The sequence below is a fragment of the Bifidobacterium sp. W8112 genome (assembly GCF_016101425.1).
Classification (GTDB): domain Bacteria; phylum Actinomycetota; class Actinomycetes; order Actinomycetales; family Bifidobacteriaceae; genus Bombiscardovia; species Bombiscardovia apousia.
The window spans coordinates 184,198-199,611 of the sequence record NZ_JACFQN010000002.1 but is presented as its reverse complement, the minus strand read 5'-3'; the positions used below and the strand labels follow the sequence as shown (position 1 = coordinate 199,611).

9 protein-coding genes are annotated in these 15,414 nt (G+C 60.7%); 8 read left to right on the top strand and 1 reads right to left on the bottom strand.

Going from position 1 to position 15,414, the window contains the following annotated elements:
• Nucleotides 1-54: 54 nt before the first annotated feature.
• From H3T92_RS05210 to H3T92_RS05180, 7 genes are all read left to right on the top strand, one after another.
• Complete coding sequence (locus tag H3T92_RS05210) at nt 55-3,204, top strand: alpha-mannosidase (protein ID WP_144085503.1); 3,150 nt, start codon at nt 55-57, stop codon at nt 3,202-3,204.
• A gap of 101 nt (nt 3,205-3,305) precedes the next feature.
• Complete coding sequence (locus H3T92_RS05205; RefSeq protein ID WP_101432144.1) at nt 3,306-4,607, top strand: ABC transporter substrate-binding protein; 1,302 nt, start codon at nt 3,306-3,308, stop codon at nt 4,605-4,607.
• A gap of 2 nt (nt 4,608-4,609) precedes the next feature.
• Entirely contained in the window at nt 4,610-5,557 is a 948-nt protein-coding gene (locus H3T92_RS05200; protein ID WP_144085504.1) for a carbohydrate ABC transporter permease, read from the top strand.
• Entirely contained in the window at nt 5,554-6,393 is an 840-nt protein-coding gene (locus H3T92_RS05195; protein WP_101432146.1) for a carbohydrate ABC transporter permease, read from the top strand. Before H3T92_RS05200 ends, H3T92_RS05195 begins: the two co-directional genes overlap by 4 nt.
• Nucleotides 6,394-6,400: 7 nt before the next feature.
• Nucleotides 6,401-7,693 (top strand): glycoside hydrolase 5 family protein, encoded by a 1,293-nt coding sequence (locus H3T92_RS05190; RefSeq protein ID WP_144085505.1) that lies wholly within the window; start codon nt 6,401-6,403, stop codon nt 7,691-7,693.
• Between the two features lie 323 nt (nt 7,694-8,016).
• Complete coding sequence (locus H3T92_RS05185) at nt 8,017-9,093, top strand: LacI family DNA-binding transcriptional regulator (RefSeq protein ID WP_144085572.1); 1,077 nt, start codon at nt 8,017-8,019, stop codon at nt 9,091-9,093.
• A gap of 55 nt (nt 9,094-9,148) precedes the next feature.
• A complete protein-coding gene (locus tag H3T92_RS05180; protein ID WP_420809428.1) occupies nt 9,149-12,445 on the top strand; it encodes a glycoside hydrolase family 2 TIM barrel-domain containing protein in 3,297 nt (1,098 codons plus the stop codon).
• A gap of 19 nt (nt 12,446-12,464) precedes the next feature.
• Here the strand turns inward: H3T92_RS05180 and H3T92_RS05175 are convergent, their stop codons facing one another.
• The gene (locus tag H3T92_RS05175) at nt 12,465-13,970 is read right to left on the bottom strand and encodes a xylulokinase (protein WP_144085506.1); all 1,506 of its coding nucleotides are present in this window, start codon (nt 13,968-13,970) and stop codon (nt 12,465-12,467) included.
• A gap of 195 nt (nt 13,971-14,165) precedes the next feature.
• Between H3T92_RS05175 and H3T92_RS05170 the strand changes: the two genes are divergently transcribed.
• The gene (locus H3T92_RS05170; RefSeq protein WP_144085507.1) at nt 14,166-15,401 is read left to right on the top strand and encodes an ROK family protein; all 1,236 of its coding nucleotides are present in this window, start codon (nt 14,166-14,168) and stop codon (nt 15,399-15,401) included.
• The last annotated feature ends 13 nt before the right edge of the window (nt 15,402-15,414 follow it).

Below are 15,414 nucleotides of genomic sequence, written 5' to 3'. Positions count from 1 at the left end.
AAACTAAACCGCTTTAGTAGAGTTGCGAAGCGGGCCTACGAGGAGGTTGTGAGGATGCAGCTGAAGATAGAACGCGTGCTTGACAAGTGCGACCGTGTCATGCGTCAACGCGTGCTACCGAAGATTGAGCGGCCTATGGGCCAGGTCCAAGTCCGCTCTTTCGTCATTTCTGGAGAACCGATGCCATCATCGGAGTTCTTCGGGAAAGTACAGAGCAAGAACGTGGATTTCCAGCCTCTCTCCCTAGGGGATACTTGGGGCACAACCTGGGGGACCACCTGGATGGAGGTGACCGGCCGCGTTGATGCCGACTGGGCGACCAGGGCCCCGATCGAGCTGGTGGTCGACTTGGGCTGGCATCCCGATGCGCCCGGCGGTCATTTTGAAGCCCAGGCCTACAGGAGTGATGGATCGATCATCAAGGCGGTCAATCCCCGCAACCGTTGGATTCCGCTCGACGGCACCGACCTGGACGGGAATCCGACCCGTGACGAGGCTTCGGTCATCAACCCTGACGGAACCTTTACCATCTATCTGGAGGCGGCCTGTAATCCGCTCCTGCTCGGCACCCCCGCATTCGTGGAGACGCAGCTGGGGGAGGGAACGACCGGTCGTGCCGATGAGCCCAATGTCCTCAAGCAGATGGATGTCTGCCATTTTGACCATGAGGCATGGAACTACTACATGGATCTTGAGGTCACTGCCCAGCTGATCCGCGAGTGCGACCAGAGCCAGCCGCGGTACTGGCGTTTGGGCAAAGCCCTGCAGCGTTCGCTGAATATTTATGATGAGCGTGACCTGGCCACACTGGGGCCGGCTCGACAGGCCTTGGCAGGTGTGCTGGCAGTGCCGGCGACCCCCAGTGCCTTGGACCATGCGGCAGTGGGTCATTCCCATATTGACTCCGCCTGGCTCTGGCCCAAGCGGGAGACCAGACGCAAGGTGGCGCGGACTGTTTCGAACATGCTCGCGCTGATGGAGCGCGATCCTCAATTCATCTATGCCATGAGTTCGCCCCAGCAGTATGCATGGCTGGAGGAGGATCATCCCGATCTCTTCTCCCGCGTCAAGCAACGCATCCAAGAAGGCAGGTTCATCCCCGTCGGAGGGATGTGGGTGGAGTCTGACGGCATGCTGCCCTCAGGGGAGTCGCTGACCCGTCAGTTCACCTATGGCAAGCGGTACTATCGGGAGCATCTGGGGGTGGATACGACCGTGGTCTGGGAGCCGGACAGCTTCGGCTATACGGGCCAGTTCCCGCAGATTGCCCGCCGTGCAGGCATGACTTCCTTCCTTTCGCAGAAGATCTCCTGGAATGATACAACCAAATTCCCGCATCATACCTTTGATTGGCAGGGCATTGACGGAACGGCCATCTTCACGCATTTCCCTCCCATGGATACCTATGCCTCCAGCATGACGGCCCGCGAGCTCAACCACTCCCAAGAAAACTACCAAGACAAGGACATCTCGACCAGGGCCTTGGTGCTGTTCGGCTATGGCGATGGTGGCGGCGGCACCACCAGGGAAATGCTGGGACGCTATGAGCGCCTGCACGACGTGGAGGGATCGGCCAAGGTTCGGTATCAGGCTCCTGCAGACTTCTTCCGCCAGTCCGAGGAAGAGATCCGCGCGGAGGCCGGTTCCGAAATGCCCGTCTGGAAGGGTGAACTCTATCTGGAACTGCACCGTAAGACCCTGACCTCCCAGCAGGATATGAAGCGAGGCTGCCGTCAAGAGGAGGCCATGCTGCGCACGGTCGAATACCTGTGCGCCTACGCCGGCTTGCTTGATGACTCATACGCCTACCCGCGTCAGGAGCTGGACCAAATCTGGCGCACGCTGCTGCTCAACCAGTTCCATGACATTCTTCCAGGGTCCGCCATCTCCTGGGTACACAGACTGGCCAGGGAGGACTACCGCAGGGACATCGCCCGTCTTGAGCAGATCGGCGATAAGGCTGCCCGCGTCATAGCTTCCGCCCAGCGGCAGGCTCCCATGGTATCCGATGCTCGGCTGGTACCCATGGACGGCAGGGGCCAGACGGCTTGGGAGGCTGTCGGGCCAGTTCAGGCCCAGGAAGGCCCCGAGCGCATCCGGCCCGTTCAAGTCAGTCAAGAAGGCGGCGGATTCGTCGTGGACAACGGACTTATCCGTGCCGTCGTCGCTTCGGATGGCGAGGTTCATTCCATTCTTGACAGGACTTCTGGCAGGGATCTGGTCCCGCAAGGCTCCTCGGTGGGCGGATACGAGCTCTTCAAGGACGAACCCTACATGTGGGATGCCTGGGATCTGGAGCGTGATGCCCTGCTGACCGCTGCTCCGGTCGATGACCCAGTCACCATGGAGGCCTTGGATTCCGGTGTTCGGGTATCGCGTCGGCATGGTGAGACCACAATCGTCACCACGGTTGGGCTGACTCCCGGCGGCAGGCAGTTGGACTTCACTGCTGACGTGGATTGGCACCAGGATGAGCAGCTGCTCAAGGTGGACATACCCGTCGCCGTTCAGGCCAGGTACGCGCAATTCGAGTGCCAATACGGCTTTATCGATAGGCCCATTCAGAAGAACAACGCCGCTGAAGAGGCTCAGTTCGAGAGCTGCACGCACCGATTCGTCAGGATCAGCGACGACGACCTTGCTGTTGGCGTGGTCAACGCTTCGACATACGGCGGCGACACCACACCGATCCACTACGACGAGAAGGCTGGCAAAGAGGCAGGCACCTTGGTCAGGCTGACCCTCCTTTCCGCTCCGGTCTTTCCCGATCCGCATACCGACAGGGGCAAGCACAGCTTTGCCTGGTCCATCGTCCCTGGGGACACCCAGGCTGACATTCTGCAAGCAGCCTATGCCCTCAACGCGCCGGTCTTCCATCATGGACTGCCTGCCGTTGAGCCCTTGGCTGGTGTCGAGGATATTCAGGGCACCACCGTCATCGACTGGATCAAGACGGCTGATGACGACAGCGGCGATGTGATTGTCAGGGTCTACAATCCGGATTCTTCGCCTTCCAAGGCCAGGCTGCACACAGGGTCCGTCCTTCAGGGGGCGACTGTGAAAGAGACCAACTCCCTGGAGGACGGTCCTGTGCCCGAGGGTGTGCGGCCAGGCCTGTGCTCCGAGCAGGGGGCGCAAGCCGACGGGGCCCTGTTGGATCTGGTTCCCTTCCAATTCACCACCTTGAGACTCTCCAGGCGCTGAATCGCCTGACCATGGGTGTCTGTCCGGCCGGTTCGTTCGGCTATTTGGATCGGCCGGAAGCTCCACAAAGAAGTGAGTAGTAAAAAAGAAAGGAAGCTCCGATGAGAGCACTGAAGAAGGTAGCAGTACTGATCTGCGCCACGGCCATGGCGGGTTCCTTGGCGGCATGCGGTGGAAGCAACAGCAGTTCAGGCGGGTCGAAGGACGGTAAGCCGTCAGGCGAGATCTCCTTCCAGACCTGGAATCTGAAAAACGACAAGTACACGCCGTACTTCAAAAACCTGATTTCGGCCTACGAGAAGTCACATCCCGGCACCACCATCAAGTGGATCGATCAGCCCTCGGACAACTATGAACAGAAGCTGTCCGCCGACGCAGCAGCCAACTCCTTACCTGACATCATCGATGCCGGCCCCTCACTGATGTACGGCCTGGCCAAGGCCGGGGCCCTGATGAACATCAGCAAGGAGGCTCCCAAGGCCCAAAACAACTATTACAAGAATGCCTGGGATGCGGTGACTTTCAAGGGCAAGGACATCGAGGAGGGTGCCTACGGCTTCCCCTGGTACGTCAACGATGGACCGACCTATTACAACACCGAGCTCATGCAGAAGTGCGGGCTGGATCCAAATAAGCTGCCTGTGACCTGGGATGACTACTTCTCCCAGGCGGACACCATGGTCAAGAGCGGCTGCGGGGCCTACATGTCCACCATGCTGGGCGGTGCCGTCGATGACTATGCATCGGCCGGCATTCCCATCATGAACAAGGATCACACCAAGTACATCTTCAATTCACCCAAGGCTGTCAAGCACCTGCAGCGCTTCGTCGACCTGTTCAACAAGAAGGGAATCCCGCCGGAGGCCCTGAGCGCGCAGTGGTCTCAGCAGGGCGAGTTCTTCCAGAAGGGCTCCATCGTGGCCATGGGCGGCAGCGCCTACTCGGCGGCGGACTTCAAGCAGAACTCTCCTGACCTCTACAAGCATCTGGCTGTGGGCACCAAGATCAGCGATCAAGGCAAGTCCGCCAGCCTGGCCTATGAGATGCTGGCCGTCAACGCGCAGACCAAGAACAAGACGCTCGCCCTGGACTTCGTCCAATATGTGACCAATGCCAAGAACCAGCTGGCATTCGCCAAGAAGTCCAACACCTTCCCCTCCAGCAAGGGTGGTCTTGATGATCCCTACTACGCCAACATCGACACCAGTGATGTTCAAGGCAAGGCGCTGAAGGTCACGCTGAACTCCGTAAAGACCGGGTACTCAAGCCGTCCTGCTGAGTTCACCGATGCCAATGGCAAGGACTACCTGCAACAGCAGGCCGCTCTGGCCCTGCAAGGCAAGCAGACTGCTAAGGAGTCCTTGGACAAGGCCGTCAAGTACGCCAACGAGAAGCTGCAGTAACTATGAGCCGCGTTGACTCTTCCGCCATCCGGCCGAAGGCTTCCGCCCTCGGCCGGCACGGCGGGCCTCAAACCCATTGGACCACGACCCTGGCCCCCTACTTGTTCGTCTTCCCGGCCTTTGCCATTGTCTTCATCTTCGTCATCGTCGCGGCGCTGAATACCTGTCGGCTGGCCTTTACCGATTCCACGTTGCTGCGACCGGGCAAGTTCATCGGCATCCAGAACTTCGTAGCGATCGTGCATGACGACTATTTCTGGACCGCGCTGCTTAATTCCACCTTGTACGTGGTCTGCGTGGTCCCCTTTATGGTGATTCTTCCTCTGATCTTGGCCAACCTGGTCAAGGGGAACTCCAGGATCATGGGGTTCTTCAGAACCTCCTTCTACACTCCCGTGGTCATGTCGGCCGTGGTAGTGGGAATGATCTGGACCAACCTGCTGGATCCTAAGGGACTGGTCAACTCGGTCCTGGAGTCCCTGCACATCATCCACAGCCCGATCCCATTCCTCAGTGATCGCTGGCTGATACTGTTCACATCCATGTTCGTCACCATCTGGCTGGGCTTGGGATACTACATGGTCATCTATCTGACCGCCCTGGCCAACATTGACGCCTCCCTGTACGAGGCCGCCTCACTGGATGGGGCAGGCCCGGTAAGGCAATTCCTGTATGTCACCATTCCCGGCGTGAGATCCACCATCGTGCTGATCATGATGCTATCCACCATCGCAGCCTTCCGCGTGTTCAACGAGATCTACGTGCTCACCAACGGCACGGCTGGCCCCGGCGGCGAAGACATCACCATGTCCATGCTCATCCAGAAGGAGGGCACGGGTATCCAGGCCAGGACCGGCTACGCCAGTGCTCTGTCGCTGATTGTCCTGATTGTGGTCGGAGCCATGCTGATTCTGCAGCAGATCATCCAGAAGCGGGGGGAGGACTCATGAAAAATAGTCACTCCAAGGTCACTGTCGGCAAGGTCGTCCAGTACCTTGTGCTCATACTGGTCTTTATCCTGCTGGTGGGGCCCTTCGTCTGGGAGCTGTCGCTGTCCTTCAAGGGCAAGGGTGACAACGTCTATGCGGTTCCGCCCTATATCATTCCGAAGACGCCCACCTGGGATAATTACCTATCCGTCTTCAGACAGGTTCCGGTCTTCCGGTACATGCTGAACACGGTGATTGTCGCTATCCTTTCCATAGGCGGCAACGTCATCTTCTCGACCATGGCCGGATATGCGCTGGGCCGGCTCAAGTGGCGCGGGCGCAACCTGCTCTTCACGATTTTCATGGGTACCATGGTCATCCCCGTCGAGGGTGTGGTCATCTCCCAGTTCCTGATCGTCAGAAGTGTCGGCCTGCAGAACACCCTTTTGGCTGTCGCCCTGCCAGGCATGGTGGGTGCCGTCAACATTCTGCTCATGACCAATGCCTTCAAGGGCATCCCAGACGAGCTTGAAGAGGCTGCCGAGGTGGACGGCGCCAATCTTTGGCAGCGGTTCTACCGGATCTGCGTGCCCCAGGTCAAAGGCACCATGACCGTCGTTGGCATCTTCGCCTTTGTGGGCGCCTGGAATGATTTCCTCTGGCCCCTGATCGTCATCTCCGACGAGTCAAACTACACGCTCACACTGGGCATGAACCGACTCAAGGGCATGTTCATTTCGGATCCCAGATTGATAGCAGCGGGGGCCCTGGTTTCCCTGATACCGATCCTGGTCTTCTTCGCCTGCTTCCAACGCTACTTCTTCCGTGGTCTGGAACAGGGTGGCATCAAGGAATAGCAACATCATGAAATTTGGAGTTAATTACACCCCCTCTCACAACTGGTTCTATTTCTGGCTGCATCCGGATTGGGATGCTGTCGCCAAAGATCTTGACGACATTGCTTCCATTGGGCTGGATCATATCCGCATCTTCCCGCTGTGGACGCTGCTCCAGCCCAACAGAACATGGATCAACGGCGCCGCCCTGGACGACCTGAGGCATATGGCCGCCCTGGCGGATGAGCGAGGGTTGGATGTCTATTCGGATGTGATTCAAGGACACATGTCCAGTTTTGATTTCGTGCCGTCCTGGCTGGTCTCGTGGCATGAAACCAATATGTTCACGGATCCGGACGCAATTCAGGCGCAGGCCCGTCTGGTCGCTTCGGTTTATGAAGCCTTGGCGGACCTGCCGCATTTCCGCGGTCTGACCATAGGGAACGAATGCAACCAGTTCACCGACCGTGTCCATCCGCGTCGAATGCCCTCTACCTCCAAGCAGGCAGAAGACTGGCTGCTGCAGCTGCTGACCCCTTTGAGGGAGAGGGCGGCCCAGGAAGGCCGCGTGCTCCTGCATTCCGAAAACGATGCGGCTTGGTATCAAGACGGCCACGCTTTTCTTCCCCGGTATGCGTCCAACATCGGCGACATGACCTGCATTCATTCCTGGGTTTTCAACGGCGCCGCTCAGGAGCGCGGCCCCTTGGGCGAGGAGAGCACGCGGCATGCCGAATACCTGGTGGAGCTGTCGAAGGCCTTCGCCAGTCAGCCTCATCGGCAGGTCTGGCTGCAGGAGATCGGTGCCCCGCTCAATGTAATGGGCGCAGGGCAGGCTGCCGACTTTTGCAGATCTTCAGTGGAACATGCTCTCGATTGCAGCGACATGTTCGGCATCACCTGGTGGTGTTCACATGATGTCGACCAGCAATTCGGCGATTTTCCTCCCTTTGAGCATCAGTTGGGTCTGTTTGACCAAGAGAAGCACCTCAAGCCCATAGGCAAGGCCTTCGCCCAGGCGGTGAAGGATTGCTCCGGCAAGGAGGATTCTCGGCCCAGGTCCACGGCTCTTGTCGTGGATGTGGACCAGCACGATGATCCCTTGCTCAGATCTGCCTGCGCGCCCGGCGGGTCTATCTTCAACAAGTGGATGGAACTCAGTCGTCAAGGTGCAAGGCCAGCCTTAGTCACATCCCTGCACGCGGCGGATAGCGGCTGGTTGCAGGACAGGGGCATCAGCGAGTGCATCGCCGTCAAACCTGTTGGCGGAAGCTCCTATAACGCCGTATCCGACCCCTCCCTCCTGCGAAAAAAGGCCTGACTGCGGCATAACTAGCCGCCATATTAGGCTTTAGCTCCCATCAGGGGCTAGAGCGTGAGCGATAACAAGGTCTTTGACTTCAAACCCGGTTGACGGCAGCCGTATGTGTTGTCGACCACGGTTTGTGTGGATGAGGGTCTAAGTTAGGGTTAAAGGTCGATATTCTTATATGCCTAAAGCGTGTGGCAGGCAGTCTTGTTTGACGAGCAGGCCGAGCCGGATCATGGGCGTCGACGAGGATGGTTGATATGAGGTGGCGTATGGGCGGCGAGTCCACTGGCGGAGAAACAGAAGCCAGAACGGACTCGTCTGTTCATAAGGAGATGGACGATGCCAGGGTCAACCTCAAGGACATAGCCAACGAACTGGGGATATCCCAGACCGCAGTCTCCTTCGCCATCAATGACAAGCCCGGAGTCTCCATCCAGACCAAGCGCAGGGTTCGTGAAGCGGCGGCAAGAATGGGTTGGAAACCTGCATATGCCGCCCAGGCACTGGGCAGTTCCAAGACTATGACAGTGGGTTTCGCCCCGGCCAGGTCCATGGATGCCTTCCAGACCGAGGGATTCATGCTGCATTTCATGGCCGGCATCCACGCCTCCTTGAGCCGGTCGGGCTATGGCCTGCTCTTCCGCCCATGCGCCACTCTGGATGAGGAGCTGGACACCTATCGGGACTGGGCCCGGCGCAAGCGGGTCGATGGGGTGGTGCTGGTGGATCTTCTCTCCGATGATCCCAGGCCTCGGCTCCTGCACAATCTGGGTCTGCCCGCAGTCCTGGCCGGAGGACCTGACTCGGATAACTACCTGCCTTCGTTGTCCATCGACGATTCCCGAACCATGACGACGATCATGGACCATCTGAGTTCGCGCGGGCATGCCCGGATCGCCTACTTGTCGGGGGATAAGAACCTTGACTACAGCCGCGCCCGTGTCTCTTCCTTCAAGGAGTTCGTCAGTCGTAAGAACCTGGGGGAGCCGAAAGTGGAGTTCACGGACTTCACGCCGGACAAGGCCGCCGCCTTCACCCTTCGTCTGTCATCGGGGAAGAACCCGTATACGGCTTTTATCTACGAGAACGAGATCATGGCTGCAGCAAGTCTGCGAGCGATGCTGGAAAGCAGGACGGCATCCATGGCAGTGCAAGGGTCTGATGAGAAGACCGCTGCTCCTGCATTGGCCTGCAGGGGCCTGCCAGCCATGGTCAGCTTCGAGGACAGCTTCATCTGCCAGAGCACCTATCCCTCCATCACGTCGGTTCATCGTGATGCCGGGCTCTACGGCACCAAGGTGGCCAACCTGCTTCTGAAGATCTTCCGGGGGGAGCATGTGGGGGGCAACCGCCGCATCCTGACCCCCAAGCTGGTCATCCGTGAGAGCACGGCGCGTCCGGTGCGTTGACGCCTGTGACAACCGGCGGGAATTCTGTGCTATGGCCCCGGTATCATGGACGCATGTGAGCGTAAACAGTCACGCCTGTGAAACGTCTGCTGCCATGGCCACCGAGGAGGATGGAATAGTCATGTTCATACCACGTTATTACGAGGATCCAGCCACGCTGCATGTGGGGACCGAGCCCAACCGTGCCTACTGCGTGCCAGCCGGCGCCCCCATGGACACGCGTGGCGATCTGCGCAGGCGCTCCGACCGGTACCTGGATCTGGATGGGGACTGGGATTTTCGCTATTACGCCAGCATCGACCAGCTGGATGCCGAGGTCCAGTCCGCCGTCGAGGCCGAGGATCCGGTTTTCTTCGAAGCCGACTACAGCCCTTCCAGGGATGCGGGCCGAGGGGCGTACCAGCCCATCCATGTACCAGGAGTCTGGCAGACCCAGGGCTATGACAGCCCCCAATACACCAACGTGCGCTACCCCTTCCCCTTCGATCCGCCCAGGGTGCCTGCCGACAATCCATGCGGCATCTATCTGCGCGCCTTCGACTACGAGCCCGAACCCTCAGCGCCCCGGGCCCTGCTCAATTTCGAGGGGGTGGATTCCTGCTTCTATCTCTGGGTCAATGGGGATCTGATCGGCTACAGCCAGGTCTCTCATGCCACCAGCGAATTCGACGTGACCGACCACCTGCAGCGAGGCCGCAACCAGCTGGCCGTCCTGGTGCTCAAGTGGTGCGATGGCAGCTATCTGGAGGATCAGGACAAGTTCCGCATGAGCGGCATCTTTCGCGATGTCTACATCCTGCGTCGCCCCAAGGCCCGTCTGCGCGACTGGTTCGTCCACACCAACCTCGATGAGGACATGAGCCATGCCAGTGTGACCCTGGATCTGGATCCGACTGGCGTATCGGGCCAGGACGATGCCGCTCTGGACATCCAGGCTCTGCTGACCGACCCCGATGGTGTGGAAGTGGCCCGGGCCGAGCTGACGGGTTGCAAGGAGCCCGCGCAGTTTGTCATGGAGGTTGGCCATCCTCGCCTCTGGAATGCCGAAGATCCCCAACTCTACCGGCTGACCTTGTCGACCAGGGCCAGCTCAACCGGCTCCGGCGACTCGGATGAGGTCGTCACCGAGTACATCGGCCTGCGCACCATCAGCGTGGACGGCCAGGTGGTCAAGGTCAACGGCAGCCCCATCAAGATCCACGGGGTCAACCGCCATGACGGGGATCCGCGCACCGGCTTCGCCATCGACCAGAAGCAGATCATGCGCGACCTGACCCTGATGAAGGAGCACAACGTCAACGCCATCCGCACCTCCCATTACCCCAACAGCCCCCAGTATTACGCTCTCTACGACCAGCTGGGCTTCTACCTGATCGCCGAGGCCGACCTGGAGGCCCATGGCATCGAGGCCCTCTACCATGGTCCGGACTGGAAGGAGCCCGATTACTGGAACGGCCGCATTGCCGACGAGCCGCTCTTTACCAAGGCCATTGTCGACCGGGTCCAGCGCAGTCTGGAGCGGGACAAGAACCACCCCTCCATCCTGATCTGGTCCATGGGCAACGAAAGCGGCTACGGCTGCGGCATCGAGGCGGCTCTGGCCTGGACCAAGTCCCGGGACCCCTCCCGTCTGACCCACTACGAGTCGGCCATCCACGGCTCGCCCCGTAAGGATCTGGACTATAGCAATCTGGACATCACTTCGCGGATGTATCCCTCCATCAAGCAAATCGAGGATTACTTCAGGCCGGAGGGCCCTCACGGCATCAGCAGCCACGGGGATGACGGAGACGGGGGCCGGAAGCCTTACTTCCTTTGCGAATACTGCCATGCCATGGGGCTGGGCCCAGGGGATCTGGAGGACTACTTTCGGGTCATTCAGGCTCATCCGGGGCTCCTGGGCGGCTGCATCTGGGAGTGGGCCGACCATGCCATCGACCAGGGCAGGGATCGCAAGGGCCGTCGGATCTATGCCTATGGGGGAGACTATGGCGAGTACCCCCATGATGCCAACTTCTGCATGGATGGCCTGGTCTATCCCGACCGGCGGCCCCACACTGGACTCAGGGAGTTCAAGAACGTCTTCCGTCCGGCCCGCCTGGTCAGCTACGATCCCCAGACCCGGCTGCTCACCTTGCATAACTATTTGGACTTCACCTTCCTGGACGAACATCTCAGCCTGAAGTGGACCCTTCTATGTGATGGGGAGCCTGTGGCTTCCGGGACGCCGGAGCTCGACCGGGGGACCGGCCTGCATATCGCCCCTCATGCTGAAGGCACCGTGGGTCTGCCGCCCATGGATCCACCCGAGCATGGCCGTCTGACCCTGCTGGTGGAGTACGTCTTGGCCAAGGCCGATCCGGCGCTTCCCCAAGGGCATCCGCTGGGCTTCGATCAGCTGGAAGCCGCGGACATGGGAATGCCTGAACGTCCTAATGGCGTGGCCAGGGTCATCCGTGCCGATCCCGGCAGCGGAGCACGGGGCGCCCACCGGCCGGTGGTCAGGCGGACTGATGCCCGCTTCGACGTGGAGGGGGCCGACTGGCGCTACGTCTTCAACCGCCGTACCGGCATGGTGGAATCCATGAGCGTCGACAACCGTGCCCTGCTGACCGCCCCTGTGGAGGTCAACCTCTGGCGGGCGCCCACTGACAACGATGCCACCATCAAGGAGGAATGGCGCAAGGCCGAATACGACCGGGCTGGCACCAGGGCCCTCTCCTGCCAGCTGCAGACCGATCAGGAACGGGGGTTGACCACAATCAAGACCGAACTGTCCCTGGTGGCCCCCTTCATTCAGCCCATGGGCAGCATCAACGCCACCTGGACCCTGAGCGACCAGGGTGGACTGGACCTGAAGATGGAGCTGCATCGGGATCCCGAGTTCCCCTATCTGCCCAGGTTCGGTCTACGGCTCTTCCTGCCCAAGAGCCTGCAGCGGGTCACCTACTGCGGCTATGGGCCCTACGAGAGCTACCGGGACATGCACCGCGCCAGCCACTATGGCGTTTTCCATGACACCGCATCAGGCATGGTCGAGCACTACCTGCGGCCCCAGGAGAACGGCTCCCATTATGGCTGCGACTACGTCCTGGTGGAGGATGACCGCTCCCTGCTGCAGGCGGCGGGGGATGGGCCCATCAGCTTCAACTGCTCACCGTATACGCAGGAGGAGCTGGCCGCCAAGGGGCACGACCATGAGCTGGAGGAATGCGGATCGACCGTGCTCTGTCTGGACTATGCCACAAGCGGCATAGGCTCCAACAGCTGCGGACCGGAGCTGGATCCCGCCTACCGCCTGGATGAAACCGATCTGGTCTTCGGACTGCATCTGCGGGTCCGCTCCAAGTGACCCTGGCTGGCGGGGCCCCTCATCCCCGCCAGCGCAGGTACTGCTGGTAGACCTGCTCGCAGGGGGCTCCCGTCAGGGTGGTCTCGATGTCCACCGGCCAGGCGGGGGGCTCCTCTTCCCCAGTCAGAGTCCAGGCCGCTTGGCGGGCAGCACCGATGGCCACATACTCGTCCGGCCGGGGCAGCTGCACATCCATGCCCAGAATCCCAGGTGCGTAGGCTCTGACCGCTGGGGACTTGGCGCCGCCGCCGACCAGAAGGATCCTGGAGACCGTGGTGCCCAGCCGTTTCAGCAGCTCCAGGCAGTCACGCTGGGAGCAGAGCAGGCCCTCCACGAATGCTCGGGCCAGGTTGGTGCGCATGGTGTTGGCCAGGGTCAGTCCCTCCAGCCTGGCGTGGGCGTCAGGGCGGTTCGGGGTGCGCTCGCCGTCGAAGTAGGGGATCAGGGTGATGCCCTCGGCTCCTGGTGAGGACTGCTCTGCCAGATTGGCCAGACCGTCGTAATCCGTCCCCAGGGCGGCCAGGCCCGCGTCCAGGATGCGTGATGCGTTGATGGTGCAGGCCAGAGGGAGCCAGTGGCCGGTGGCATCGGCGAATCCGGTGACCGAGGCGCTCATGTCATAGGCGGGGACCGGGCTGACCGCTGCAGCGACCCCCGAGGTTCCCAGGGAGATGGAGACGTCGCCCACCTGCATGGCCAGGCCCAGGGCCGTCATGGCGTTGTCGCCACCGCCCGGTGCGATGATGCAGCCGCCGGGCACGTCCCTGCCGGCGATGCGGGGGTCGGCCTTGGCTCCGACCTGGTGAGGGCCAAGAACCTTAGGCAGGATGACCTGTTCGGCCATCCCGTCGGGCAGGGCCATGGCCAGCAGGTCACGCCGGTAGCTGTCGGCGGCAGGGTCGTAGTAGCCGGTGCCTGAGGCATCAGAGCGATCGGTGAAGAGATCCTCCAGCCCGGGTTCGGTCCCCGGGTCGGCTGCGGGCCCATGACCGGCGATGACCCAGCTCAGCCAGTCATGGGGGAGGCATATGGCCGCGATGGCCTTGGCATGATCCGGCTCCATCCGGCTGACCCAGGCCACCTTGGTGATGGTCAGCGAGGCTACCGGGGAGGATCCCACAGCCCGTACCCAAGCTTGCTTGCCCTGCATGGCCAGGTCCGGGTCCGGGTCTTTGTTTGGCCCGCCGGTTTCGGACTTGGCGAGCCGGATGATGAGATCGTCGGCATCAGGAGCCGAACGCGTATCGTTCCAGAGCAAGGCATCCCTGATTACTCGCCCTTGGCGATCCAGCAATACCATGCCGTGCTGCTGGCCACCCACGCTGAGGGCCGAGACATCGTCCAATCCGCCCGCCTGGGCTGAAGCCTCCTGAAATGTCTTCCACCAGGCCATGGGATCGACGCTGGTGCCTGCCGGATGAGGGGCCTTGCCGAAGCGGACCAGCCGACCGGTCCGGGCTTCGGTCACCCTCACCTTGCAGGACTGGGTCGAAGTGTCCACTCCGGCCACCAGGATCTCATTCATGTCAGCCTCCTTGCTTTCTCCACTCCGGTCATTGGAATACTCCATAATAGTATCTCAATTATTAAATCGATAAACTAAATGACCTTGGTCTGAGTGACCCTTATTTGTTTACCTGCCGTTAGGCTGGAACGTAAGATGTTGAAGAAGGCCCAGGATTCTGCGGGCCTGTGTTCCTTCATGAAAGGTTATTGAACCGTGACTGCCCTGCGCTCTATCAATCAGGATGATCTGAGGAACCACAACCTCTCGGTCATCATCGACACCATTCTGAGGTCGCCTACCTCGCTGAGCAGAGCGGATCTGGCCAAGGCCACCGGGCTGACCAAGGCTACTATGTCGCTCCTGGCAGGGCTTCTGATCCGGAATCGGGTGGTGCGCGAGGAGGAGCCTGAGACTTCGCAGAGCAGCCATGGCCGACCCAGCACCCCGTTGTCCATCGCGCACGGACGGTGGGCCGGTCTGGGCCTGCAGATCAACACCGATGGCTACGGGTGTCTGGCCATGGATCTGGATGGGACCCTGATCGATTCGGCCTGGATCAAGGACGATATGCATGAGGCGGAACCCGATCTGGTCTTTGCCAACCTGGAAAAGCTGGCCAAGCCCATCGAACGCAAGCTGTCCCGTCGGCACTACCGCACAGTGGGTTCGGGCCTGGCCCTGCCCGGCCTGGTCGGTGGCGACACCACCCTGCTCATGGCCCGCAACCTGGGATGGGAACGTCTGGATCTGCAGGAATTTCCCCTGGTCCGTCGACTAGCTCCCAGAGTGGGCAATGAGGCGCGTCTGGCAGCCCTTGCACAGATTCCCGGCTACGCTGCCCAGCGTCCTGCGGGCGGAGATGAGGGGCCACTTTCGCCCACCGACTCCTTTATTTACATTTCCACTGACATCGGTATCGGCGGGGCTGTGGTGCGTCGCGGGGCCGTCGAGACCGGAGACCATGGGTTCGCTGGTGAATTGGGGCATGCCTCGGTGGATCTGAACGGCCCAACCTGCCGTTGCGGCCGCCGTGGGTGCCTGGAGACCTACGCCGGGCGTAGGGCTCTGGTTGAGGCGGCTGACATCGCCACCGGAGCCGAGGCGGTCACACCCCAGGCCATGGAGGAGCTCTACCAGCGCTGGCAGCAGGGCGATGCTAAAGCGGTAGACGCCATCGACCGCGGGCTCGATGCCATGATCTCGGTCATCGCCTCAGCCATCAATATTGTCGACGTGGATACGGTCATTCTGGGGGGATTCTGGTCGCACTTCGGGGGGAACCTGGCCCAGCGTCTGCAGGATCGGCTCAATCAGCTGACCCTGGGCCGGGATGCCGTGGACATTCGCGTGCTCATCCCCACCCAGGCCGACTATCCGGCCCTCAAGGGGGCGGCCCTGGTAGGCCTGCGCCGATTCATCGATGATCCGCTGGATTTCTTCGAGGACTGAGCCTTTAAAGACT

Excerpts from the sequence above, each read along its gene's own strand:
- H3T92_RS05175 (WP_144085506.1), bottom strand. The coding sequence starts at position 13,970 with ATGAATGAGATCCTGGTGGCCGGAGTGGACACTTCGACCCAGTCCTGC.
- H3T92_RS05200 (WP_144085504.1), top strand. The coding sequence starts at position 4,610 with ATGAGCCGCGTTGACTCTTCCGCCATCCGGCCGAAGGCTTCCGCCCTC.
- H3T92_RS05185 (WP_144085572.1), top strand. The coding sequence starts at position 8,017 with ATGGACGATGCCAGGGTCAACCTCAAGGACATAGCCAACGAACTGGGG.
- H3T92_RS05190 (WP_144085505.1), top strand. The coding sequence starts at position 6,401 with ATGAAATTTGGAGTTAATTACACCCCCTCTCACAACTGGTTCTATTTC.
- H3T92_RS05195 (WP_101432146.1), top strand. The coding sequence starts at position 5,554 with ATGAAAAATAGTCACTCCAAGGTCACTGTCGGCAAGGTCGTCCAGTAC.
- H3T92_RS05210 (WP_144085503.1), top strand. The coding sequence starts at position 55 with ATGCAGCTGAAGATAGAACGCGTGCTTGACAAGTGCGACCGTGTCATG.
- H3T92_RS05205 (WP_101432144.1), top strand. The coding sequence starts at position 3,306 with ATGAGAGCACTGAAGAAGGTAGCAGTACTGATCTGCGCCACGGCCATG.